Source organism: Gramella sp. MT6 (assembly GCF_019357415.1).
Taxonomy (GTDB): Bacteria; Bacteroidota; Bacteroidia; order Flavobacteriales; family Flavobacteriaceae; genus Christiangramia.
In genome coordinates this window covers 79,166-104,568 of record NZ_CP048410.1, presented here as the reverse complement: position 1 = coordinate 104,568, position 25,403 = coordinate 79,166, and the positions used below count along the sequence as shown (strand labels likewise).

Below are 25,403 nucleotides of genomic sequence, written 5' to 3'. Positions count from 1 at the left end.
TTCAGGGTCTCTTAAATAGATGCTGAAACTCCCTATTCTTCGGGACAGCATAACCAATTAGTGGAGAATTGAATAGAACAAAAAAAATCCTGAAGTAAGCAACGTCAGGATTTTTCTATTGATCAAATATCATCTATTCATCTACAAGCACCCAATCACCTTTGTCCAGTAACGGAATAGCCTGCTTGAATTTCATATTTTTAGTCTCACCACTCATAACATTCTTGATGGAAACCTTATCATTTCTACCAATTTTAGGTCGGTCTCTAACGATAGTTTCAGTCACCTCAGGTTGTTGACGCTGAGTATTTCCTGCTGCTCTGCTTTGCGCAGCCCTTTCATCAAGATTAGGAATATCCTCTTTTTTAGTTTCGATCTTTTCCTTTTGCCTGGTTTGACGTGCCTCGTGGATGTTCGGTGCTCCGGTAGATGGAATTTCTCCTTTGAAAAGGAAGGACATTACATCACGGTTAACGTTCTCCAGCATAGCTTTGAATAGTTCAAAAGCCTCGAACTTATAGATCAATAAAGGATCTTTTTGTTCGTGTACTGCTAACTGAACACTCTGTTTCAACTCGTCCATTTTACGAAGGTGAGTTTTCCAGGCGTCGTCAATAATAGCAAGGGTAATATTCTTTTCGAAATCTTTGATCAGTTGTTTACCTTCTGTTTCGTATGCCTTTTCAAGGTTTGTTACCACCTGCAAAGTTTTGTTCCCATCGGTGAACGGAACTGATATTCTCTCGAAATTATTTCTTTCGTCCTCATGAACCTGTTTGATCACAGGGAATGCGCGTTCAGCGTTATGAGCCATTTTCTCATCATAATGCTTATACGCCGCTTTGTAAACCTCACCGGCAAGCTTCTGAGCATTCATTTTTTTGAATTCTTCTTCGGTCACAGGAGAGCTCATGGAGAAGTTCCTGATCAGTTCGAATTCAAAGTTTTTGAAATCCTCAGCACCCTTATTGATCTCTGCGATAGATTCAGAAATGTCAAAGATCATATTCGCAAGATCCACTCTTAACCTTTCTCCAAACAGAGCATGGTAACGACGTTTGTAAATAACTTCACGTTGAGAATTCATCACGTCATCATACTCCAGTAATCTCTTACGAACCCCGAAGTTATTTTCCTCTACTTTCTTCTGTGCTCTTTCGATAGACTTGGAAATCATGGAGTGCTGAATTACTTCACCTTCTTCCAGACCCATACGGTCCATAAGTTTAGCGATCCTTTCAGAGCCGAACAGACGCATCAGGTTGTCTTCCAGGGAAACATAGAACTGAGAGCTTCCCGGGTCACCCTGACGACCAGCACGACCTCTTAACTGGCGGTCTACACGTCTGGAGTCATGGCGTTCTGTACCTACGATAGCCAGACCACCTGCTTCTTTCACTTCTTTACTAAGCTTAATATCGGTACCACGACCCGCCATGTTGGTGGCGATGGTCACGATTCCAGATTTACCAGCCTCAGCAACAATATCGGCCTCTTTTTTATGAAGTTTCGCGTTAAGAACATTATGCGGTACATTTCTTAATTTCAGCATACGGCTTAATAATTCCGAAATTTCAACTGAAGTTGTACCAATTAGTACCGGTCTTCCCGCATTGGAAAGATCGGTCACATGGTCTATAACCGCATTATATTTTTCTCTTTTGGTCTTGTAAACCAAATCTTCTTTATCATTTCTCGCGATTGGCCTGTTGGTAGGAATTTCCACCACATCCAATTCATAGATCTCCCAGAATTCACCTGCCTCGGTTACTGCAGTACCGGTCATACCAGATAGTTTACGGTACATTCTGAAATAGTTCTGAAGGGTTACCGTGGCAAAAGTTTGAGTAGCATCTTCGATCTTTACATTCTCTTTCGCTTCAATCGCCTGGTGCAGACCATCGCTATAACGACGTCCTTCCATGATACGACCAGTTTGCTCATCAACGATCTTAACTTTGTTGTCGATAACCACATATTCGGTATCCTTCTCGAAAAGAGTATAAGACTTTAATAATTGTCTTAGCGTATGAATACGTTCACTCTTTACGCTATATTCTCTGAAAAGTTCTTCTTTTTTTTCAGCTTCCTCTTCAGGTGCAAGGCCTTCTTTTTCGATCTTGGCAATTTCCATCCCAATTTCAGGCATTACGAAGAAGTCTGGATCATCTTTACCAGAAAGGAATTCGATCCCTTTATCTGTAAGATCAATCTGATTGTTTTTTTCTTCGATCGTGAAATACAATTCGGCATCAACCTTCGGCATTTCGCGGTTGTTGTCCTGCATGTAGTGATTTTCGGTCTTCTGAAGTAACTGCTTAACACCTTCCTCACTAAGGAATTTGATCAAAGCCTTATTCTTAGGCAATCCTCGGTAAACTCTCAATAACTGGAATCCGCCTTCTTTAGTATCACCTTCCTTGATAAGTCTTTTAGCTTCAGCCAGTACTTTTACTAAATATTTACGCTGAACCTCAACTATATTGGCAATGGCAGGTTTCAGCTCCATGAATTCATGGGTGTCACCTTTTGGTACCGGTCCGGAAATGATCAGCGGAGTACGGGCATCATCGATCAATACAGAATCCACCTCATCTACGATCGCGTAATTATGCGGTCTCTGTACAAGGTCATCGGGCGAATGAGACATGTTATCCCTAAGGTAATCGAAACCGAATTCGTTGTTGGTTCCGTAGGTAATGTCGGCGTTATAAGCCTTTCTACGAGCCGCTGAATTTGGGCGGTGGTAATCTATACAGTCTACACTTAAACCATGAAACTGGAAGATGGGAGCCATCCAGGCGCTATCACGCTTTGCCAGGTAGTCGTTAACCGTTACCAGGTGAACCCCGTTTCCGGTAAGCGCATTAAGGTACATTGGAAGAGTTGCCACAAGGGTTTTACCTTCACCAGTTTGCATCTCGGCGATCTTTCCCTGGTGCATTGCCACCCCACCAATAAGCTGGACATCATAATGTATCATATCCCAGGTTACCGGTTTTCCTGCAGCATCCCAGGAGTTACTCCAGATGGCGTAATCGTCCTCGAGGCTTACATATTCTTTTTCTGCAGATATTTCGCGATCAAAAGCAGTTGCTTTAACTTTAAGTTCTGTGTTATGAACAAAACGTTTTGCAGTTTCTTTTACGGTTGCAAAAGCCTCAGGTAATATTTCGTTCAGGATATTTTCAGAAATCTCATAAGATTTATCCTTCAAAGCATCTACTTCAGCATAGATATCTTCCTTACGAGTGATATCGTCGGTTTCATCAGCTTCTTTATTTAGAGAGATGATCCTGTCTTTAACCTCCTGGGTCGCCTCAGCGATCCTCGCTTTGAATTCAGAAGTCTTAGCTCTTAGTTCATCAAGGCTGAGAGCCTCAAATTCAGACTCAAGAGCCTTAATTTTGTTTACTATGGGTTGTATTTCTTTTACATCTTTCTTCGACTTATCGCCTACGAAAGCTTTTAATACAGAATCTAAAAAACTCATATTGGTTTTTTTATTTAAAGGGGTTCAAATTTAAGCAAAAAAAAAGCCTCATGAATGAGACTTTTCCCTATTTTTTGCGTGTTGTCAATTTAATATTCGTCCTCGTTCCAGAGGTAATCTTCATCGGTTGGATAATCCGGCCAGATCTCCTCAATAGAATCATAAGAATCGCCCTCATCCTCGATGGCCTGAAGATTTTCTACAACCTCAAGGGGTGCTCCGGTTCTGATTGCGTAGTCTATTAACTCGTCTTTTGTTGCCGGCCAGGGGGCATCACTCAAATAGGATGCTAATTCTAAAGTCCAATACATTGATTAATCGGGTTTTAAATTTTGGCAAAAATAATTTTTTTGCGCTTATAGCCAAGAAAAAAATCTATTTTTTCTACAATAATATAAAGAACATAATCAATTCTCCAAATTTTTGCGGTATTCGCAAGAAAATTTTTAGAAGATAGAAGAAATTAGGATTTTTTTGGGATCCATTGTATTTCTTCAGCTTGTAGTTGTTTAGACAACTTCCGTGCCAGCACAAACAGATAGTCTGAAAGTCTATTAAGGTACATAAGAACCTTATCATCAAAGGCCTCTATGTCATACAAAGCGCTGGAAAGTCTTTCAGCACGGCGGCATACACAGCGGGCTATGTGACAGAATGACACGCTTTGATGGCCCCCAGGTAAAATGAAATGTGTCATGGGAGGAAGTTCTTCGTTCATCTCATCTATCCCTTTTTCCAGTTTTTCAATATCAGCGTCAGATATTTTAGGAATATTGAGTCTGTCTTTACCGTTCTTTAATTTTTCTTTTTCAGGATCTGTAGCAAGAATAGCACCTATGGTAAAAAGACGATCCTGGATTTCGGTTAGAAAATCTTTTGTTTTCTGATCTGTATCCTGGTCTTTTAACAAGCCAATATGGGAATTGAGCTCATCTACCGTACCATAGCTTTCTATTCTTATATGATGTTTAGGGACGCGGGTTCCACCAAATAATGCGGTAGTACCTTTATCACCTGTTTTAGTGTAAATCTTCATTCTTAAATTTTAGGAGCCTAAAGTTACAAAGAATAGAAGGGCCAGGAAAGAATTCTGACCTATTAGAGGGTATTGAAAAGAATTATTTTACCAAAGGATCAGATTCGTTCTCCTTTTTCCTTTCCATATACCTTTTTCTGAAATTTCTGTTCTTCCGTTGCTTTTTTATATTTTTTGCTCTTCTGGAGCTCCAAAGAAAATAGGCTAGGAATACAGCGATAATGGTAAGATAAATCCAGGTCTCCTGGTCCAGTTCTATCATTTTAAATGACTTAGTTGATACAAGATAATAAAGATTCTTAAAAGTTCAAAAACTGGTGAATAGTATCAGGAATTAAAGTACATATTTAAATTTCGGATTCGTGGTAACTGTTTAGCGTATCCTAGCGACTGATTTTCTTTCATCACTTTCTACCATTCCATCTTTTAGTCTGATGATCCTGTGTGCATGTTCGGCAATATCCTCCTCGTGAGTTACGAGAATTACGGTATTCCCGGCAGCATGAATTTCATCAAAAAGATTCATGATCTCTACAGATGTTTTAGAATCCAGGTTACCCGTAGGTTCATCGGCCAGAATTATAGAAGGTTTATTAACCAGGGCACGGCCAACAGCAACACGTTGTCTTTGCCCTCCAGAAAGCTGATTGGGTTTGTGATCCATACGGTCACCTAGTCCCACACTTCTTAGAACATCTTCAGCTCTTTCTATTCTTTCAGATTTAGATGCCCCTGCGTAAACCATAGGCAAGGCTACATTATCCAGAGCTGTAGTTCTTGGAAGTAAATTAAAGGTTTGAAACACGAAACCTATTTCTTTATTCCTGATCTCGGCAAGTTCATCATCGCTCATCTTGCTAACGTCCTTTCCATTCAAGATATAGGATCCTGAAGTTGGCGTGTCCAGGCATCCAAGCAGGTTCATTAAAGTAGATTTTCCAGAACCGGAAGGTCCCATAAAAGCAACATATTCTCCGCGATCTATATCCAGGTCTATACCCTTTAAAACCTTTACCACTTCCTGTCCCAGAGGGAAATCCCTGGTGATATTGCGAATCTCTATTACTTTGCTCATTAAGACTGAATTTTCAACTGTATGACGTGAATTTAGATTATTTGTTACAATCTTATCCTAAAATGCTGTTTTACCTGTTCCTGTCTGAAAAATACAAGACCCCATTGAAAAGTATCTATGGTCACCTGAACCTTTGGGTGTCTTTTAATTTCTTCCCAGGCTTCTTCCATTCCTGCTGACCAGTGAATATCATCAAAAATAAATACTGAATCATTATGAGAGGCTGGAAGTAATTTTTCAAAATAATTTAAGGTAGCTTGCTTCTGATGATTTCCGTCGAAATAAATTAAGTCGAACTTATGGTTCTCCTGAACCAGACGATCTAATTCCGGTTCAAATTCATTTACTCTGAGCGTTATATTATTTAGCTGATATTTCTCAAACTGCTTTCTGGCGATATTTGCGGTTTCAGGACAGCCTTCTATGGTCGTAAGTTCGGTACCTTCATTAGCACCGATGGCTGAGGAAGCTATTCCCAGGGAGGTACCAAGTTCTAATGCTTTATCGATCTTAAGGTATTTGGTTAACCGGTATAGCAATTTTGCCCGGTGCAAAGTGACCCCGGCATTTTTCGCTATAGAAAATACTGGCCTGAGATTAGATTTAAAAACACGGCTGCCAGCACCAAAATCTGTGACTTCGATGAGATCCTTATTCCTTAACAGATCATTTCTGTAATTTTTGATCAGGTGGTAGCCTTTATGATCTTTTTTGTCATAAAAACATTTTGTTACCAATTCATAGACAAAAGGTGAGTGGAGCCCGTGTTGGTTCTGGGATTTAAAAAGGAATTGTAAGTATGCTTTGATTTGAAAATACACGACCTAAGATTCGAGTTTTTCCATTAATTCAAACCATCTTTCGGTTTTTGACTCAATGTCATTTTCAATTTCCTTTAACTTTACTGAATTTTCTGCGATCTCCTCAGCATCTAATTCTTTCAGAAATTTCTGCTGAACCTCTTCCTTCTTTTTTTCCAGTCTAGCGATCTCTTTTTCCAGTTTACCGTATTCTTTCTTTTCAGCATAGCTTAAGGAAGGGCCGGAGCTGTTAGATTTGAATTCTTTCTTTTCCTTTTTGGTCTGGGTTTCTTCAGAAGAAGTTTTTTCTAATTTAGGTTTGGAAGCTTCATACTCCCTGTAATCTGTATAATTCCCAGGAAAATCGGTTACTTCACCTTCCCCCTTGAATACAAAAAGGTGATCTGTGATCTTATCCATGAAATACCTGTCGTGAGAAACCACGATAATGCAGCCAGGGAAATCGAGCAGGAAGTTCTCCAGAACGTTCAGGGTTAAAACATCCAGGTCGTTGGTAGGCTCATCCAGAATGAGAAAGTTAGGATTCTGGATAAGAACAGTGCAAAGGTAAAGACGCTTTTTTTCTCCCCCACTTAATTTTTCAACAAAGTCATATTGCTTTTTTCTATCAAAAAGAAATCTTTCAAGAAGCTGTTCCGCCGAGATCTGTCTGCCTTTTTTCAAAGGGATATAATCTCCAAATTCCTTGATGACCTCAATAACCTTCTGGCCGGGTTTGATCTTGATGCCTTTCTGGGTGTAGTAACCAAATTTCACCGTTTCACCAATGATGATCTTTCCGGTATCGGGTTCCATATTCCCGGTAAGCATATTCAGGAAGGTGGATTTTCCGGTTCCATTTTTTCCAATGATCCCGACACGTTCACCCTTTTTAAAGTTATAATCAAAATTACTGATGAGGTTCTTGCCTCCCAGTTCCTTTGAGATATTATGAAGCTCCACGATCTTGCTTCCCATGCGCTCCATATTGAGTTCAAGCTGAACTTTATGGTCAAGCCTGCGCTGACTCGCCCTGTGTTTTATATCGTGGAAATCTTCGATTCGGGATTTGGATTTGGTGGTACGTGCCTTGGGTTGACGGCGCATCCACTCCAATTCCTTCTTGTATAATTGGTGAGCTTTACCCGTATTGGTCGCTTCCAGCTGATGTCTTTCCTCTTTTTTGTCCAGGTAATAAGAGTAGTTTCCTTTGTAGGTATAAAGCTTTCCATCTTCGAGTTCAATGATCTCATTACAAACCCTTTCTAAGAAATACCGGTCGTGAGTGACCATGAAAATGGTAAAATCTTCCTTTCTGAAATATTCTTCCAGCCATTCTATCATATCAAGATCAAGATGGTTGGTAGGTTCATCCAGGATAATGAAATCAGGCTTTTTTAGCAGCATCCTTGCCAGAGCAAGACGTTTTTTCTGACCTCCAGAAAGGTTTTTTACCACTGCCTGTAGGTCCTGCAAATTAAGCTTGAAAAGAATCTGTTTAAATTCAGTTTCAAAATCCCATGCGTTATTTGCCTCCATGGCATCCATAGCTTTCTGAAGGGCATCGGCATCTTCAGGGTTTTGCATGGCCTTCTCGTATTGCGCAACTACTTTAAGCGTTGGGTTTTCGCTTGTAAAGATGCTTTGCTCGATAGTTAGTTCGGGATCCAGATTTGGTTCCTGGGAGAGAAAAGCTACCCGAATATCGTTGCGGTAGATCACCTGTCCCTCATCTGGGGTATCAGTACCCGCCAGAATATTTAATAAACTGGTTTTTCCGGTTCCATTCTTGGCGACAAAACCAACTTTTTGATCTTTATTAATTCCGAAACTAATATTTTCAAAAAGTCTGCGTTCACCGTACGATTTGGCTATATTTTCTACTGAAAGATAATTCATGTTTTATTTAGTCTTTAGACTTTAGACGCTTGTCTGTAGTATGAAGGCAAAAGTACGAACTAAGAATTATCAATGAACAATAAACAATAAGCAATTATCAAGTAGGTTATCTATGTGTTCATATTTTAAGGTTGCATCTATCGTCATGCTTTCCCGAAGCTTCGGGAGTTTCAGCATCTCAATGTTAAGACCCTGAAATAAAATCAGGATAACGTGAGAAGATTTCTAGATCACTATATTTCTTCAAAATGATATTAACCTATGAATCCCGAACCATGAACCACGAACTTCAAACTGAAAACATAATTCCATCCTAAAGTTTTGATATTTGCCCGTAAAAACTATATTTGTTAAAACTATGTGAAGTCCCCCTATGCGATTCAAATCTTTTTTGTTTTTATTCGCTTTCCTACTAGCTCTAACCTCCTGCGTATCTACAAAGCAGATGTCCTATCTTCAAGAATATGAAGAGGAGGTGGATAGCATTATCCAGGTTCAGCGTTTACGCAAACCATATAGAATCCAGACCGGAGACCTTTTAAGTATACGAGTCAAAGCTTTGGATCAGGATATTGTTGGAATGTTTAATCCTATAGGAAGTGAGAATCCAAACGCTACCACGGAGGAGGCGGTGTATTTTGATGGTTTCACGGTAGATGATCATGGAAATATCCGGGTTCCAACTATGGGCGAAATAAATGTGCTTGGATTTACTGAAAAAGAAGTTCGAGAGAAAATAGAAAAAAAATTGCTTGAAGAATACTTCAAGAAAGAAGCAAATATATTCGTTACCGTAAAGTTAGCAGGAATAAGATACACCACCTTAGGGGAAATAAATCAAGGAACAAATGTAATTTATAAGGAGCAAGTGACCATAATGGAGGCAATTGCTAATGCTGGTGGTATTACAGATTATGGTGATAGGGAGAATGTTCAGATCATCCGGCAGTATCCCCAGGGAGAGGAAGTTCATATTATAGATGTAACTGATATTAATGCTTTAAAAAGTCCTTATTACTATATACAGCCTAATGATATGATCGTGGTGAATCCATTACCAAGAAAGGCTCTTGGATTTGGTACTACCGGTCTTGAGGTTTTTAGAACAGTAGTGAGCCTGGTAACTTTAGCAACATCAGTTTATTTCTTAACAACCAGATAATGGCACAAGAAGATGATCATATTTCAGATGTAGGATCCACTTTCGATTTTAAGGGTTTTATCTTAAAGGTAATAAGTTATTGGAAACTCATTCTACTTTCTGTTGGGATTAGCCTGGCTGTGGCATACTACAATAATGTTCGTAAATTACCGGTATATCAATTAAGCAATACCATTTCCATAAAAGATGATCAAAACCCATTTTTCACTTCTAATACCAGCTTAACTTTTAACTGGGGTGGTACTTCAGACAAAGTTAGTACGGCTATTACAATTTTAGGATCCAGGTCTCATAACGAGGAGGTTGTTGAGAAACTTCAATTTTACATTAATTATCTTGAGGATGGCGAATACCAAAGGGTAGATGCATATGGAAAGACTCCATTCAAAATTGAAGCAGACACCTCTGCTTTTCAGGCAAATAATATTCAGTTGACTATTCAAATGTTAAATGATAATTCATTTAACATGAAAGTAAAACTTCCAGAAAGTCTTTACAGAACTAACTATGAGACTAAAGAGATTGATACCAGAATCATTGAAGCAAGAGATTTTGATCGTAACTATAAAATCGGAGAACATATCAGCCTTCCATTTTTTTCAGGAATAATTCAAAGAACTGGGCAACCCTTACAAAGCGGTAAAAATTTCTATGTTAGCTTTGCTGATTTTAATGGATCTGTAGGAAGGTATCGAGGAGTTTCAGTAACACCAAATGCGAACGGATCCTCAGTTTTGATCCTCAGTCAGGTAGGACTCAATAAGTCAAGAATTGTTGATTATCTTAATGGTTCTGTATCGGTATTAAGCGAAAATATGCTTGAGCGTAAAAATCTATTTGCAACTAAAACCATACGTTTTATTGACAGTAGTCTAGCGGTTCAGGCAGAACAATTAAAACTGGTCCAAAACGAACTTAATCAATTTAGAGATGAAAACTCTATCCTAGATATTTCGGCGGAAAGCGGAAAGATATCTGGAAAACTTGCAGAGCTAGACATTCAAAAAGAAAATATTAGGAGACAATTATCTTATTATGAGAATCTGGAATCTTATTTACAAACTCGAACAGATTATTCAAATGTTCCAGCTCCTTCGGTAGCCGGTATTAGTGAGGGTAGTATTTCAGGAGGAGTCTCTAAAATTATCCAGTTGGCTGAAGAGCGACAAAATTATCAATATACTTTAAAGGAGAATTCTCCAGTTTTTGACGATATAGACCGGCAAATTAATTCCGTAAAATCAATTTTACTTGAAAATATTAATTCTTCTAAGGGTTTGATCAGACGTGAGTTAAATGATGTAAACTCTAAAATTGCAAATCTTGAAAAGGAGGTTAAAAAACTTCCACAAGATGAACAGGACCTTTTAAAGATCCAACGAAAATATGCGATTAATGAGCGAACCTATAACATGTTTCTTGAAAAACGTAGTGAAGCTGGACTTATAAAAGCAGCGAACGTTAGTGATGTTCTAGTCATTGACCCAGCAAAAGATACCGGTGGAGGAAGGATTGGACCTGATACCCAGCTTAATTATGTAATGGCAGTATTGGTTGGGGGCCTTATCCCGTTGACCTTTGTATTTCTGCTAGTATTCTTAAATACCAATATTCATAATGCCCAGGAAATAACCCGACTTTCACCTATCCCAATATTAGGCCTCATCGGGAGGAATAAAGTAGACTCTAATCTGGCTGTATTTACTTCCCCGAAAACTTCTATATCGGAAAGTTTTCGAGGACTTCGATCCAGTTTACAATTTATGTATAAAAGTCAGGGAGTAATAGGTTCTAAAACAGTTTTAATTACCTCTTCAGTTTCAGGTGAAGGAAAAACTTTCTGTGCCATGAACTTGGCTACTGTTTTTGCCCTTAGCGAAAAGAAAACAGTTCTGGTTGGTGTCGATCTTAGGAAGCCAAAAATTTTCAATGATTTTGAACTCAATAATGATCTTGGAATAGTTAATTATCTAATAGATCAGGCTTCATACGGTGAGATAATTCAGCAAAGCAAGATACCTTACTTGGATGTAATTACCTCTGGACCAGTGCCGCCTAATCCTTCTGAATTGCTTCTTACAAAGAAGATGGATGAACTTATTGAGGATTTGAAAAAGGAATATGATTATATCATACTTGACACTCCTCCGATAGGGATGGTAGCAGATGCTCTCAACCTCGTTAAACATGCAGATGCGACCCTTTATATGGTACGCCAGGATTATACCAAAAGAGGAATGCTGGAGACAATCAACCAGAAATATAATAAAGGTGAAATAAAGAATATTAGTTTTGTATTGAACCACTTTGTACATAGTGCTAAATATGGTTATGGTTACGGTTATGGTTATGGATATGGTTATGGATATGGTTATAACCGGTATGCCAAAGGCTATTATGGTGCGGCACCAACTAGAATATCCCAGGTAAAAGATTCCTGGAGAAAATTAATGCGAAATTTTGAATAAAAATTTTCGAAAAAATTATATATAACCTAATCTTCTTCGAAGATTTTTGCTGCCTAACGCAATTGACATCCTTACTAAATTCGAATGTCCTTTTCTATGCAATGGATTATAGTTTGAAGTTCTAGGTCTCATGTCCCAAATACCTTTTGCACCTACTTCGTTAAAGAATGAGGAATTAATAACCTCGATATTGTCAATTTCCTCTTTAATCTTTTCAATACTTTTTAATGTTCCAAATTTTTCTTTTAGAATTGAAATTGTTTTCTCTTCTTTTTTTACCAGATTCTCATATCTAATTATTGTTAGGGGTGAGGTGTCGGGTAAAAACTGCAGAACTTGTTTACTTAATTTTTTACTGTAATAATAGGGGTATAGTCCAGTTTTAATTCCCAATCTCTTTAGATTGTTTTTTTTTGTTCGTTTCTCTAAGCGCATACCTTTAATTAGGGAAAGAAAGACGCTTTTAGGATCTCGTACTAGAATTAAATGAATATCATTAGGGAACACCCGTATAAGAGAATCGACGCCAATTAGATTCGTATCTTTTATCATGATGTATTGTTTATCCGATTTATTTAAGATTCTTTCTCTAAGATTATCAATAAACAATTCATCGAAAAAATCTTTATCGCTTTGATGAAAAATTTTCCGATCATATATAGAATAGTATGAATGCAAAATTGATGAGAGACGGGTTTCACTTCTTGAATGGGCTAAGACCTCATGATCAGAAAATATTCTAATAACCTCTGAAGCAAAATTGTGTCCAGTTCTTGGAAGGTAGGAATTGAGAAAAATTATTTTTTGGTTTTCTGATTTCATATAATTTCAAATTCTTTTAAAGAGATTCATTTGCCTGAAAAATATTTTGATTCGAATTTCTTTCAAATTTATTATCATTGATAAAACCATAATAACTTAACTATTTCTGATCAATTGGATATTGGGTATCACCAATAAGTTCATTTATTTCAACTTTATCCCAGCTGAAATCTTCAACATCCATAACTTTTTTTCCAAAAAACTCAGAATGACAGTATAGCCCTCTAACAGGCTTAAGTCTTAGGTATTTATCTGCAAGTGAAGAGAACCTTGCTACCAAGGGGTTTGACATACCAGCTTCAATACATTCAAATCCCAATGCAGGAGAGAATAGGGTTTTTAATCCTATATCTGTAAAATGAAAAAAATGCCACGGCCTCTCATGTGCTGAATACGCGAAATGGGTTTCAACCATTATATATCCTCCTACTTTCAAAACTTTTGCTATTTCAGAAGTAACTTTCCAGGGCATTGCAAAATGTTCAAAACATGCGCTGGAAAATATGATGTCAAATTTGTCCTCATTTTCAAAGTATGATGAAAGTTTATGAGCGTCACCAACTACGTCTACATTAGCCCCCGGATAATAATCAAAACCTATGTATTTAGCCTTGGATAATCTTTTACGAGCATTGGATATACCCGTAACCTCACGACTTCCTATTTCTAGTATTCTTTTATCGGAATGATTTCCAAGCTCAAAAATATAATCAGGCCAATTCATATGGCTAACAGTAGTTGACAGGGGTACATTTGGATTTAAATACCGAGAGTCAAACCTGCTATCTATTATTTGTGGAGATGCATTATTTAATTTAAGGAACTTTTTTAAAATTTTTTTCATTACGATGTTCTGAGTTATTTTAAAAGTAGGATTATACCGGAGTTAGTTTTAATAGTGAAGGTCATGATTTTTTAACAAATATATCTTTTTACCCTAACAGGAAATATTTTTTCCGCATTTTAGACCAGTTTTAGGAAATTGTTTCAGCTATTCATTTTCCTAAATTTATATAAATATTATTATGGAAAAACAATTTGAAGAAGTAGTTAATCTCTTTTGGTGGAGTGAGCCTCGTTTAATGGGTAAGAGTCACGAAAATTATGGAGATCTACTTTCCAAATATTTGGTTGAAAAAATTTCTGGTAAAAAAGTTGAATGGGTTCAACCGAAGAAAATTCCATGGTATAGGTTAGATAAATCAAATGTTTTGGCTGCGGGTAGTATTATTCATCATGCTACTAAAAGTAGCTTTGTATGGGGGAGTGGAATTATAGACCATGATCAAAAAGTAGCTAAAGCAAATTTTAGAGCCGTTAGAGGTCCCCAAACGCGGCAATACCTAAATGATTTAGGTTATCATTGTCCTGAAGTATTTGGTGATCCTGCAATATTATTGCCTTTATATTTTAAACCAAAAGTCGAGAAAAAACATAGGGTAGGTATAGTACCACATTATCATGATTTTAAAGCTGTTTCTGAGCAATATCCGGATAATAAAGATATCAAAATTATAGATTTGATGACATTAGACGTAGAGAATGTCACGAGACAGATTTTGGAATGTGAGAAGATTATTTCTTCTTCCTTACATGGTTTAATTGTTGCTCATGCGTATGAAATACCTGCAATTTGGGTGAAATTTTCGAATAAACTATTTGGGAACGATATAAAGTTCAGAGATTATTTCGAATCAGTAAATATTGCATATGGAGAAAGTTTTCTATGGAAAGAAATTAAAAGCAATGAAGATATCGAGCGGAAATTTACAGATAGAATCAACTTACCTTCAAGAAATATTATCAAAAAAATTCAGGAAGACCTTTTAGATACCTGTCCTTTTGTTAAAATTGAAAAATAGGATAATGATGGCTGAACAAGAGATCAATAGGAATAAGCAGCATTACGAAAAAATTTATTCTAATTATGGAATAAAGAATATTCTATATTGGATCAATAATCTGGATGAGTTTCTGGATTCAGCTATTTCAACTGAGACCAGCTGGTCTGGATTATACAAAGAGAATTTCAGAGATCGAATAGCAGGAAAAAGGATCATGGAACTTGGATGTGGAAACTGTGTTAATGCTGCAATAATGGCGGCTTTAGGGGCAAATGTTTATGCAAACGATATAGCAGATGCAAGCGGTGAAATCATTGAAAAGCTTAATGAAAGTTATAACTTCAAATATCCTATAAAATTTATTCGAGGTGATTTTCTGAAAAATGAAATTGAATCAGAGTATTTCGATTTTGTTGTGGGAAAAGCATTTCTACATCATTTAGACCTGGACCTGGAGCAAAAATTTATTTCTGAAACCGTAAGAATTTTGAAACAGGATGGTGAAGCAAGGTTTTTTGAACCCGCAGTAAATAATTTAATTCTGGATAAAGTTAGATGGTATATTCCCGTTAAAGGACGGCCATCTAAATTTAACAGGTCTGAATTTTTAAAGTGGAAATTAAATGATCCGCACCCAGAAAGGACTTTTAGATCTTCTCATTTTGAACGGCTGGGTGAAGAGTTCTTTAAGGAGGTGAAAGTAATTCCTGTAGGTACATTGGAGCGTTTCAGTAGAATCATGAAGTGGGGCGAAAGTAGAAATTCATATAAGCGCTGGGCTTTAAAGAATGAAGGTTCTTTACCACAATTTTTAAACAGGTCTTTTGCAAGAAGTCAGGTTCTTATTTATAAGAATCCAATTAAGTAGGATTAACTTCGAAAAATGAAACCAAATTTTCTCATTATTGGATCTCCCAAATGCGGTACCACATCCTTATATAAATACCTGTCTCAGCATCCCGATATAGAATTTTCAGATAGGAAAGAGCCCAAATTTTTTTGCTGGAATGATAAAGACCTGAATTTTCGAGGTAATTCACGGGTGGTGAACCAGATCAAAGCTACTACCATTCAGGATAGAAATGAGTATTTAGCTCTATTCAAAAACAAAACATCAATACATATAGGTGAAGCTTCGGTAGACTACTTCCATTCAGATAATACGGCAAAAAAGATCTCAGATTTTAATTCAAACATGAAGCTGATACTCATCCTGAGAAACCCAGTGGAAAGAGCATATTCAGACTGGAAGCACAACGTTAAAATGGGATATGAGAACATTAGAAGCTTTAGAAAAGCCATTGATGCCATAGCAGGAAGAAAAAAAAACAATGGGGTGCCCTATTTTGATTATCTGGGTAAAGGTAATTATGCCAGTCACTTAAAAGAATATCTTTCTTATTTCAACAGGAAGAATTTATTAGTGCTGTTTTTTGAAGATTTTCGAACGGACCCTGAAAGAACCTGTAAGGAGATATTAGAATTTTTCGGAGAAAATTCCTCGTTCGATTTTCAGACGAATACGATCTATACCCAAAGCGGCGAATTATTCAAGTACTACAGGCTTAATTATTTTGCAAATAAATTAAATTTATTAGATAAAAGGGTGGGGGATGTTATTAGAAAAATCAATAAAGTTCCGGAACATATTTCCAAAAAAGACAGGGAGCATCTAATTGGTTACTACAGAAAGGAAATTGAAGAACTAGAGCAAATATTAGATAAAGACTTATCTCAATGGCTTAAGTAGCTTATAATATCTTAAAGAAATATTTTACGACTTAGCCTTATCGAAAATCGAATTCATATGAGATATTTCTTCGGTAGAGAACAATCTTAAGAATTTATCGTTGGTCTGTTTTTTTATATTCCAGCTTTCGATCAGCTCCTTAAAATCAGTGTAGAATTCCAAATTCGAAAAAGAGCATATCCTCTCGAAGAAATCTAATGGATCCTCAATTAGTGATTCATAGTGTACATGCAAAAAAGGAAATTGCTTAAGGCTTTCTTTCTCTTTGCTAATCCACTCATAGTAATTAGCATATTCCTCAATGATCTCTTTCCTGGGTTTGTTCCTGAATACTTCCATCCTGTTTTTATAACGCCATTTGCTGGAGAAAAACGATGCTACGATGGCTCGGGGATCCCTATCTATCCAGATGATCGTAGGTTTCTCAAAAATCTCTTCGATGAATTCTATCCGTGAAGGACCGGTAAACTTGATAACCAGCCTGTTTCCTTTCTGGTATTTACCAATATTTCTTGCTGCTTCTATAGCATTGCCGATCTCGGCAGCATCATATTCTTTGAGGTTTGATGGAAAACGCGGAATATAATGTGTCCAGAACTGGAATGATTCAGAAGGTTTGGGAAAATTATTCTTATTTCTGATCTGTTTTTCAATCCACTTTACATGGTTCAGGTTATTTAGTAGTGCCAGATAATGCTTTTCAGGGAATTTATTTAAATAGGAGGATATCCAGTACAGATCCCTGTGCAATGATAATATATTGTTGAATAGGGTGGTACCGCTTTTACCGGGCCCCAGAATTATAATTGCATTCTCTATTTTCATGCTGGTGCTACTTGACAATAAATATAAGTCTTGCATTCAATTTCCCATAAAGTATCTGTAGAGAGTTTTAATGTTTTTCTTAAAAATACGTAGGGTGATTCAGGGAGAGTATGATTAAAACTGTATATTTCGAACATCAATAGCCCATGGAAACCAGAGTTTATCAAAAAGAGAATACGAGCAGCTTCCTGAAGATCCTCAGGGAAAGTTTATCTGATGTTTACAAGTCGCGATTTTTATCAAGGCAACTGGCTGAAAGAGATATAAAAGCTCAGTATCGCCAGTCTTACTTAGGTATTATCTGGGCCTTTATTACGCCGCTGGCTACGGCTGCGGTGTGGGTCTTCCTCAACCTGTCTGGCACGGTGAAACTTACAGATACCGGTATCCCTTATCCGGTCTATGCATTTTCAGGAACCTTATTATGGTCTATTCTTGTAGAAGCCATCAACTCACCCACCGTAAGTACAAATTCTTCCCGCGGACTGTTAAGCAAGATCAATTTTCCTAAAGAAGCACTTATTGTTGCCGGGATCTATAAATTACTTTTTAATTCTATGGTGAAGATCCTTTTACTAGTGGGATTTGTATTCCTTTTCGGCTTAGGTTTTCACTGGAGTTTGTTGTTGCTCCCGCTAGGTATTCTGGGAATGTTATTGTTCGGGACCATGATAGGCCTATTTATAACGCCTCTTGGATTGTTATATAAGGATATTGGGAAGATAAGCAGTTTTGGCCTGAGTTTTTTAATGTACGTTACCCCCGTGGTATATGCGATCCCTGAAGATGGGATCATGAAGACGATCATGGAAATAAATCCTCTAACGCCATTGATACTTACCACCAGGGATTTTATTACTGGCGCTGAGCCTGAATTCTTACCTTATTTTATGACTATAATCCTGGTGTGTATTCCTGTTTTCTTTGTTTCATTAATATTGTACAGGATCTCCATCCCGGTAATAGTAGAAAGATCAAGTGCCTAGTTATGGAAGAAAAAGAAGTTTTATTAAAAGTTGAAGGGCTTTCCAAGAAGTTCTGCAAGGACCTGAAGACCAGTTTATGGTACGGGGTAAAAGACCTTTTTTCTAACCTAACCGGGAATAAGGAAGAGCGCAGGTTAAGACCCAAGGAGTTCTGGGCATTAAAGGATATTAATTTTGAGTTGAGAAGAGGCGAGTGCCTTGGACTGATAGGGCATAACGGTGCGGGAAAATCTACCCTTTTAAAGATCCTTAACGGGCTAATAACGCCAGATGAAGGTAGAGTGATCATCAAGGGACGGGTAGGGGCGCTTATTGAACTTGGTGCAGGCTTTAATCCCATACTTACCGGAAGAGAAAATATTTATAATAATGGAGCGGTTCTGGGCTTTACCAGGAAGGAGGTGAATGAGAAGCTGGAGGAGATCATAGATTTTGCTGAAATACGTGAGTTTATAGATATGCCGGTACAGCATTACAGTAGCGGTATGCGGGTAAGGCTGGGATTTGCCGTAGCCGCCCAGATGGAGCCCGATGTGTTGCTGATCGATGAGGTACTGGCGGTGGGGGATCTAGGTTTTGCTCTAAAATGTTTTAAAACCATAGATAAAATTCTACCAAATACTGCTATAATATTTGTCTCTCATAATATGCCTCAGGTTTCAAGGCTATGTGATAGGATTATTTTGTTAGAAAAAGGAGAGCCTGTTTATTCAGGGGGAGAAGTTGCAAAAGGTATTGATAGTTATTATAGTAAATTTTCTGATAACGAAAGAAATGTGGTTTTTAGTGATGGATCAATTAATCTTCAAGATGCTACTTTAATAGGTAATGTTATTAGTCATGAAGGCATTGATCAACTTAAATGGCATGACGATTTTGAAATAGAATTTATTTTTGAAGCTGTGTCATTAAAAAATATTCCAGAGTTTCGAATTTCTATCTTTGATAAAGAACAAAGGCCTATTGCCGTATTTAGGGCAAATGACAAAAACTCCAGAATTTCATGGAGCGGTTCAAAAATTGCTTTTATTTTAAAGCACTCAAATCTTCAATTATCAAAAGGAGTTTATGTTATTAATCTTCAAGTAACTCTTAATAATGGAAGTAATCCATTACTCAGAATTAATGATGTACTTTCTTTTCAAATACTTGATGATATTGAAGTATGGCCACCATTTCTATTAAAATCAGCATTCTATGAATCTGATAAACTATTAAAATGAGAGACAACAAAAATGAAGGAATTTAATTTGGAAGAGTTGTTTATAGTTAATAATGATTAGAAAAAAAATTAAACAGAGTTTTCGCAATTTTTTAGTTACCAGAGTTGTCCGGAGAACAAACTTAATTTTAATAGTTAGCTCAGGTAGAACCGGGACAAAGTTTTTTGAATTTTTTTTTAAAAATGTTTTTGAGAAATATCCAGTTTATCATGAGCCCAAACCAGACTTATTTGATCTTTCATTTCAAAAAATATTAGCTGAAGTTTCTGATGAGGGAATTAAGAGAGCCATCTTTTCCTATAGAAGTAAATTAATTGGAAACTTCTACTCTAACAAAGATTTGGTTAAGTATGCATTTTTCAAAAAGCCATTATATGTAGAATCAAATCCTTTTATTTATCCAGTTTTAGAAGAATTTAGCTCAAATTTTAGATCTACTAAGTATTTATTCATTACTCGAGATTTCAAGACTTTCTGTGTATCTGCATATAATAAGGACCCCCAAGGAGATGGCAAAAATGATTTTTATGGTATTTCAGACAGACGAAAAAGAATTACAGCAAAGGATTTAGGTGAAAAATTACCATGGGAGTGGAAAAATTTAAATAGAATAGAGAAAATTGCTTGGTATTGGAACATGTCAAACCGACATCTTTATTATGGCTTAAAGAATAAGGATTATATCCATCTTAATTTTGAAGATATTTTTAATAAGGATAAAAATGTTCAGAATGAAGCTATTACTAGATTATCCTCATTTTTTGGGATAAAAATTTTGGAGCCTAATTCTTTATCTACAATAATGAGAACTAAAATCAATAAGAGTAAACAAATAAGTAAGATAAATTCTATTAATGATTTAGATTCTAAAACTCAGGATCGTATAGATTTTCTTACGAAAGAAATGAGAGAAATATTAGGTTACCGTCCTATTAAATAAGATTAAGGAAAAAGTGAGTAAAGAAAAGTTAAAAATTGCATTTATAGTTAGTCATTTTCCGGTTATTAGTCAAACTTTTATTTATAACCAAATCGCAGATTTAATTGAAAGAGGACATGAAGTAAAAATATATGCCCTTGATCATAATTGCGAAGCAATTCGACATCAGAATATAAAGGACTATAACCTGGAAGCTTTGACTACTTTTAAGGAAATTAAAAGATCTACGAACTGGGAGGCTTTTTCTTTATTATTAAGAACCACGAGGTCTAATATAAGATATTTCAACCCGAAAAAATTTATACAGAAATTTAGGTTTTTTAGTTATCAAACTAAAAATTTTGATCTTCAATTTTTTAACGAGAACTTCTGGATTTTAAAGGATCAAAACTTTGATATAATTCACGCTCATTTTGGTGAATCGGGGATGTTCGTGGCCGATCTTAAAAGGGCAGGTTTTTTCTCTAAAGCGAAATTTGTAACTACGTTTCACGGATATGATTTAAATCCTTCTAAGCTACATATATTAAAAGAAAGGTATGCTAAATTATTTCGAGAAGTAGATTTAATGACGGTGAATTCTTCCTATTCAAAATCTTTATTAGAACAACTTTTTAATAAAAAAGAGATACAGATTTTACCGGTTGGCCTTAATACTAAAAAATTTAAAAAGGAAGCTGAGAGAAGCAGGAACCTTTTTCAAATTTTATTTGTTGGGCGATTAATAGAATTAAAAGCTCCCCTTTTAGCGCTACAAATTATACCATTACTTATAGCTAAAGGGATTAATGATTTCAAATTGATATTAGCCGGGGATGGTGAATTAGAAGAAGAAATTAATGAATATATCATTAAAAACAATTTAGAGTCATTTGTTGAATGTATAGGGGCTGTATCTCAAGAAAAAGTTGTGCAATTAATGAATGACGCAGACGTATTTATTTTACCTGGAGTATATGATAGAGAGGGTCGTGCTGAAACACAGGGATTAGTTATTCAGGAGGCTCAATCTATGGAATTGCCAGTTCTTATTTCAGATGCAGGAGGAATGAAATATGGGGTTGTGGATGGAAAAACCGGTTTCGTGATAAAAGAAAATGATTTGAACGAATTTGCAAATAAGCTTGAAATTCTTCAAAATGATAATATTCTTAGACGAGAAATGGGTAAAGAAGGAAGAGCCTATGTAAAGAAAAATTTTGATTCTAGAGTTCTGGGGGATCGGCTAGAAAAAGTTTACTTTCAACTTTTAAACTAATTTTTTTACCTATTTTAAAAAAATCCTATAAATAAGCCAAATTCTCATGTTGGTCTCCATAATTATTCCCACATTTAATCGCGTTCATCTGTTAGGCCAGGCGATAGATTCTGTACTTAAACAGACTTATCAGGAATGGGAGTGTTTGGTAGTGGACGACGGTTCTACAGATCATACTGAAGAACTAATGGGTTTTTATGTAAAAGATGCCAGGATAAGATTTCTGAAAAGGGAAACCCTGCCTAAGGGCGCGTCACATTGCAGGAATATTGGCTTAAAGGATGCCAGGGGTGAATTCTGTATTTTCCTGGATTCAGATGACATGCTCTTATCACACTGCTTAAAGGATAGAATAAAGCTTGCCGTGGAGAACAAGACCGATAAGTTTCTGGTCTTTCCTATGTTTACACAGCATAAAGGAGAAAGAAAGGTTTTAGAGATCCCAGAAGCAAAAAATTATATTTCAGAATTTCTGCAGTATAGAATTCACTGGCAAACGATGTGTACGTTCTGGCGTACCGATTTTGTAAGATCTATTGGGGGGTTTGATGCTGCCTATCCGCGGTTAAATGATCCTGAGATCCACATACGGGCCATGCTTATTGCAGGAAATAGATTTAAGGTATTTAATAAGCATAAACCGGATACACTATACAGGATTGTAGAAGACCTAAGGGATAGAAAAGACTTTGCCTTAAAATATAATGAGGCATTGCTGCACTTCGCGGCAGATATACCAAAATTCCTGTATGAATATCACCAGGAAGAGAAAATACCTTTTATCAAGGAATATCTCAATGACTATCTGGATATCTCTTTCAGATTTATAAAAAGGAGAAAGAATCTTGAGTTGTTCAAAGTGTTTTATAGAAATAAAATTCTCAGTTTGCCGGAATATCTTAAATTATGCAGTGATTATTATAAGTACCTGGCGTCTCAAAAAGGGATTTTGGGAAAGGAGATACTAAAACTCAGACTTTCATAGATGATTAAAATTTCCGTAATCGTTCCCTGTTATAATCAGGCAAATTTTCTTGATGAAGCTCTGGAATCTGTTTTGAGGCAGACCTATGAGAATTGGGAATGTATCATTATAAATGATGGCAGTGATGATGATACAGCAGCTATTGCCGGGCGCTGGGTGAAGAAAGATGATCGTTTTAAATACGAGTTTCAGGAAAATAAAGGCCTAAGTGGCGCCAGAAATAAAGGTCTTCAACTCGTAACCGGTAATTTTATTCAATTTCTAGATGCCGATGACGCTATAGACCTTAGAAAATTTGAGAACTCAATAAAAGCAATTGAGGAGAACCTCAATACTTCTATTGTTGTTTCAAATTTCAGAACCTTTACTAATGATCTTCAGGTCACTTATCCTCCTTATTCTGTAATAAGTGAAGAACTTCTTTGCTTTAATAATATTCTGGTAAAATGGGCAACCAATAGTATCCCGATTCACTGTGGATTGTTTAAAGCTGAGCTATTTAAAGCTTTTCGCTTTCCTGAAGATTTAAAAGCAGTAGAAGACTGGGTGATGTGGGTCTCCATATTTAAAGATGACCCTGAATTTATATTCATAGATGAACCCATGGCTTTTTACAGGAGACAGCCTGGAAGTCTTACTGTAAACCAAGAGTTGATGGATGAAAACCTGAAGAAGGCATTTTTTTATATAAAGAAAATAGTCCCGAAGACAGAAGATTACATGTATTTTGCATTCCTCGAACAACAGAAGAATTTTAGAGAAATTAGACGATTGGAACGAAAGATCGCTAGTTTGCAGAATCAAAGTTCGGGTAGTTTCCTAACAAGGATCAAAAGACGTTTATTTAATTAAATTGGAAAAAAATCAGCAATTGCTAAAACTTCTATTCATAACTCATGAAGCCAGTAGGACAGGGGCTCCCATTGTTCTATTAGAGTATCTTAAATGGATAAGAGCTAATCGCGATAGATGGCAAATTTTCGTTTTATCTCTTAATACTGGTCCCTTATCTGAAGAATTTAGATCTGTTGCTCATGAATTCTATGAGCATCCAGGAAAAATGAGCAAAAGCTATTCGCGAAAGCTGCCAGTTATTAATAAATCGATCAAGAGGAAGAATAAAGTTTTCGGTGCACTAGCCAAAGAAGGTTTTGATATCATATATGCCAATACGGTGGTTAGTATCCCTGTTGCATGTAATTTGAATTACCTCAATAGTGCCAGGGTTATAGCTCATATTCATGAAATGGAAACTGTGATTAACCTTCTATTGCCAAATTTTGCAGATTATATAAGTGATATAACCGCATTTATAACTCCTTCAAATATTGCACGTAATCAGTTAACAAAAAACTATAAGATCAAAGCTGATGATGTTACTGTTCTGAATGAATTTGTAAAACTAGCAGTGCCATCAAATTATGTTAGAGAGAAAGATTATATTTTAATAGGCGGCTGTGGAACTGTTCATTGGCGTAAAGGGAGTGATTTATTCATTCAAATAGCGGCATTTATTAAAAATCGATATCCTAATTTGAAAATTATATTCCGATGGGCAGGAGCTATGAGCAGACAGGAGGAGTTAATAGCTAATTCTGATATAAAAAAGGCCGGTTTGGAAGAGACGGTTTTTTTTATTGGGGAAAAGAGCGATCTTAATTTATTTCTAAATTCGCTGGATATATTTTTATTAACATCCAGAGAAGATCCATTCCCTTTAGTGGCCATTGAAGCTGCTCAGAGAGGTAAACCAATAATTTGCTTTGATAAGGCGACTGGAACAGCAGAAAAACTTAAGGACGGTGGAGGTAAAGTCGTTCCATATCTTGATGTTAAAAGTATGGCTGAAGCAATATTATTTTACATTGAGAATACCGAGGAATTATTGCGGGATGGTAATACTGCCAAGCAAAACTTTGCTCAATTAATACCAGAAGTCATGGGCGAGAAGTACTCCATATTTTTGGAAAACATATTAAATTAAGACTATGATCTCTCTAGTTATATGTTCCAGAACAGGAGATTTAGATTCAAATTTTAAAAGAAATATAGATAAAAGTATTGGCTGCCAATATGAACTAATTGTAATTGATAATTCGGAGAATTTTCATTCAATTTTTGAGGCATATAATATTGGAATTGAAAGAAGTAAGGGTTGGATTATTAGTTTTCTCCATGACGATATAATTTTTCATACTAGCGAGTGGGGGCTCTATTTAGAGAACTGTTTTAGTAGATATGCAGATCTGGGATTGCTGGGAATAGCGGGAGCTAAAATTAAAACAAAGATGCCATCGGCATGGTGGGATTGCCCCGAAGAATTTAAAACGATCCATATTATTCAGCACAAGAACGACAAAAAAAGATTGAGATTTACTGGGTTTCACGAACATACAACCGAGGAGGAAGTCGCGGTTATAGATGGAGTGTTTATGGCAATGAGAAAGAATAGCACTTTTCGATTTAATGAAAAAATGAATGGTTTCCATAATTATGATCTTAATATTTCACTGGAGCAAATTATAAATGGGAATAAAATTATGGTCACTAAAAACATTCTTATTGAACATTTTTCTTCGGGCTCCATTAATGAAAATTGGTTTCTATCCACCGATGAAATTCATAAACTTTATAGCAATAATTTACCTGTTAATAAAGCTAACCTCTCTTCAAAAGAGATTTCGGAACTTGAATTTAAAAATGGAGAAAAATTTATTTTGGATCTATATCGTTCTGGTCTTAAGAAATTGGCAGTAAGAACCTGGAAGGAGCTATTTAAACTTCAACCTTTTTCTTCAATCCATTTACGTATCTTAAAAACTCTTTTCACAAATTAA

Annotated in this window: 23 protein-coding genes; 13 read left to right on the top strand and 10 right to left on the bottom strand. The window is 36.3% G+C overall.

Annotation, left to right across the window (positions count from 1 at the left end; genetic code table 11):
- Positions 1–133 precede the first annotated feature (133 nt).
- From secA to G3I01_RS00455, 7 genes are all read right to left on the bottom strand, one after another.
- Positions 134–3,493 carry a preprotein translocase subunit SecA gene (secA, locus tag G3I01_RS00485; RefSeq protein ID WP_219550122.1) on the bottom strand — a complete coding sequence of 1,120 codons (3,360 nt, stop codon included), beginning with the start codon at positions 3,491–3,493 and terminating at the stop codon, positions 134–136.
- A gap of 89 nt (positions 3,494–3,582) precedes the next feature.
- Positions 3,583–3,804 carry a DUF2795 domain-containing protein gene (locus tag G3I01_RS00480; RefSeq protein WP_008272287.1) on the bottom strand — a complete coding sequence of 74 codons (222 nt, stop codon included), beginning with the start codon at positions 3,802–3,804 and terminating at the stop codon, positions 3,583–3,585.
- Positions 3,805–3,956: 152 nt separating this feature from the next.
- A complete protein-coding gene (locus G3I01_RS00475; protein ID WP_219550120.1) occupies positions 3,957–4,529 on the bottom strand; it encodes a cob(I)yrinic acid a,c-diamide adenosyltransferase in 573 nt (190 codons plus the stop codon).
- 82 nt (positions 4,530–4,611) lie between these two features.
- On the bottom strand, positions 4,612–4,791 hold the full coding sequence (locus G3I01_RS00470; protein ID WP_219550118.1) for a hypothetical protein: 180 nt from the start codon (positions 4,789–4,791) through the stop codon (positions 4,612–4,614).
- Between the two features lie 111 nt (positions 4,792–4,902).
- A complete protein-coding gene (locus G3I01_RS00465) occupies positions 4,903–5,604 on the bottom strand; it encodes an ABC transporter ATP-binding protein (protein WP_219550116.1) in 702 nt (233 codons plus the stop codon).
- 44 nt (positions 5,605–5,648) lie between these two features.
- Positions 5,649–6,425 carry a class I SAM-dependent methyltransferase gene (locus G3I01_RS00460; RefSeq protein WP_219550114.1) on the bottom strand — a complete coding sequence of 259 codons (777 nt, stop codon included), beginning with the start codon at positions 6,423–6,425 and terminating at the stop codon, positions 5,649–5,651.
- 3 nt (positions 6,426–6,428) lie between these two features.
- A complete protein-coding gene (locus G3I01_RS00455) occupies positions 6,429–8,303 on the bottom strand; it encodes an ABC-F family ATP-binding cassette domain-containing protein (RefSeq protein WP_219550112.1) in 1,875 nt (624 codons plus the stop codon).
- Between the two features lie 373 nt (positions 8,304–8,676).
- Between G3I01_RS00455 and G3I01_RS00450 the strand changes: the two genes are divergently transcribed.
- Positions 8,677–9,465 carry a polysaccharide biosynthesis/export family protein gene (locus tag G3I01_RS00450; protein WP_219550110.1) on the top strand — a complete coding sequence of 263 codons (789 nt, stop codon included), beginning with the start codon at positions 8,677–8,679 and terminating at the stop codon, positions 9,463–9,465.
- Positions 9,465–11,933 (top strand): tyrosine-protein kinase, encoded by a 2,469-nt coding sequence (locus G3I01_RS00445; RefSeq protein ID WP_219550108.1) that lies wholly within the window; start codon positions 9,465–9,467, stop codon positions 11,931–11,933. Before G3I01_RS00450 ends, G3I01_RS00445 begins: the two co-directional genes overlap by 1 nt.
- Positions 11,934–11,948: 15 nt before the next feature.
- On the opposite strand, the gene G3I01_RS00440 is transcribed toward G3I01_RS00445, so the two are convergent.
- Both G3I01_RS00440 and G3I01_RS00435 read right to left on the bottom strand, forming a co-directional pair.
- A complete protein-coding gene (locus G3I01_RS00440) occupies positions 11,949–12,755 on the bottom strand; it encodes a sulfotransferase (RefSeq protein ID WP_219550106.1) in 807 nt (268 codons plus the stop codon).
- Positions 12,756–12,855: 100 nt separating this feature from the next.
- Entirely contained in the window at positions 12,856–13,599 is a 744-nt protein-coding gene (locus G3I01_RS00435) for a methyltransferase domain-containing protein (protein WP_219550104.1), read from the bottom strand.
- Between the two features lie 181 nt (positions 13,600–13,780).
- Here G3I01_RS00435 and G3I01_RS00430 point away from each other — a divergent pair, with 181 nt between their 5' ends.
- Genes G3I01_RS00430 through G3I01_RS00420 form a run of 3 tightly spaced genes read left to right on the top strand, consistent with a single transcriptional unit; the run spans position 13,781 to position 16,349 of the window.
- Complete coding sequence (locus G3I01_RS00430) at positions 13,781–14,617, top strand: polysaccharide pyruvyl transferase family protein (protein WP_257710671.1); 837 nt, start codon at positions 13,781–13,783, stop codon at positions 14,615–14,617.
- A 4-nt stretch (positions 14,618–14,621) separates the two neighbouring features.
- Complete coding sequence (locus G3I01_RS00425; RefSeq protein ID WP_219550102.1) at positions 14,622–15,467, top strand: class I SAM-dependent methyltransferase; 846 nt, start codon at positions 14,622–14,624, stop codon at positions 15,465–15,467.
- A gap of 15 nt (positions 15,468–15,482) precedes the next feature.
- A complete protein-coding gene (locus G3I01_RS00420; protein ID WP_219550100.1) occupies positions 15,483–16,349 on the top strand; it encodes a sulfotransferase domain-containing protein in 867 nt (288 codons plus the stop codon).
- 24 nt (positions 16,350–16,373) lie between these two features.
- Here G3I01_RS00420 and G3I01_RS00415 read toward each other — a convergent pair whose 3' ends face one another.
- Positions 16,374–17,174: a sulfotransferase gene (locus G3I01_RS00415; protein ID WP_219550098.1), complete on the bottom strand. Its 801-nt coding sequence runs from the start codon at positions 17,172–17,174 to the stop codon at positions 16,374–16,376.
- A 146-nt stretch (positions 17,175–17,320) separates the two neighbouring features.
- Between G3I01_RS00415 and G3I01_RS00410 the strand changes: the two genes are divergently transcribed.
- Genes G3I01_RS00410 through G3I01_RS00375 form a run of 8 tightly spaced genes read left to right on the top strand, consistent with a single transcriptional unit; the run spans position 17,321 to position 25,403 of the window.
- The gene (locus tag G3I01_RS00410; RefSeq protein WP_219550096.1) at positions 17,321–18,160 is read left to right on the top strand and encodes an ABC transporter permease; all 840 of its coding nucleotides are present in this window, start codon (positions 17,321–17,323) and stop codon (positions 18,158–18,160) included.
- Between the two features lie 2 nt (positions 18,161–18,162).
- Positions 18,163–19,383, top strand: coding sequence for an ABC transporter ATP-binding protein (locus tag G3I01_RS00405; RefSeq protein ID WP_219550095.1), 1,221 nt, complete (start codon positions 18,163–18,165; stop codon positions 19,381–19,383).
- 52 nt (positions 19,384–19,435) lie between these two features.
- Positions 19,436–20,323: a hypothetical protein gene (locus G3I01_RS00400; protein ID WP_219550093.1), complete on the top strand. Its 888-nt coding sequence runs from the start codon at positions 19,436–19,438 to the stop codon at positions 20,321–20,323.
- 13 nt (positions 20,324–20,336) lie between these two features.
- The gene (locus G3I01_RS00395) at positions 20,337–21,581 is read left to right on the top strand and encodes a glycosyltransferase (RefSeq protein WP_219550091.1); all 1,245 of its coding nucleotides are present in this window, start codon (positions 20,337–20,339) and stop codon (positions 21,579–21,581) included.
- Positions 21,582–21,627: 46 nt separating this feature from the next.
- On the top strand, positions 21,628–22,566 hold the full coding sequence (locus G3I01_RS00390; RefSeq protein ID WP_219550089.1) for a glycosyltransferase family A protein: 939 nt from the start codon (positions 21,628–21,630) through the stop codon (positions 22,564–22,566).
- Complete coding sequence (locus G3I01_RS00385; RefSeq protein WP_219550087.1) at positions 22,567–23,418, top strand: glycosyltransferase family 2 protein; 852 nt, start codon at positions 22,567–22,569, stop codon at positions 23,416–23,418.
- Positions 23,419–23,437: 19 nt separating this feature from the next.
- On the top strand, positions 23,438–24,550 hold the full coding sequence (locus G3I01_RS00380; RefSeq protein ID WP_219550085.1) for a glycosyltransferase family 4 protein: 1,113 nt from the start codon (positions 23,438–23,440) through the stop codon (positions 24,548–24,550).
- A 4-nt stretch (positions 24,551–24,554) separates the two neighbouring features.
- Entirely contained in the window at positions 24,555–25,403 is an 849-nt protein-coding gene (locus G3I01_RS00375; RefSeq protein ID WP_219550083.1) for a glycosyltransferase, read from the top strand.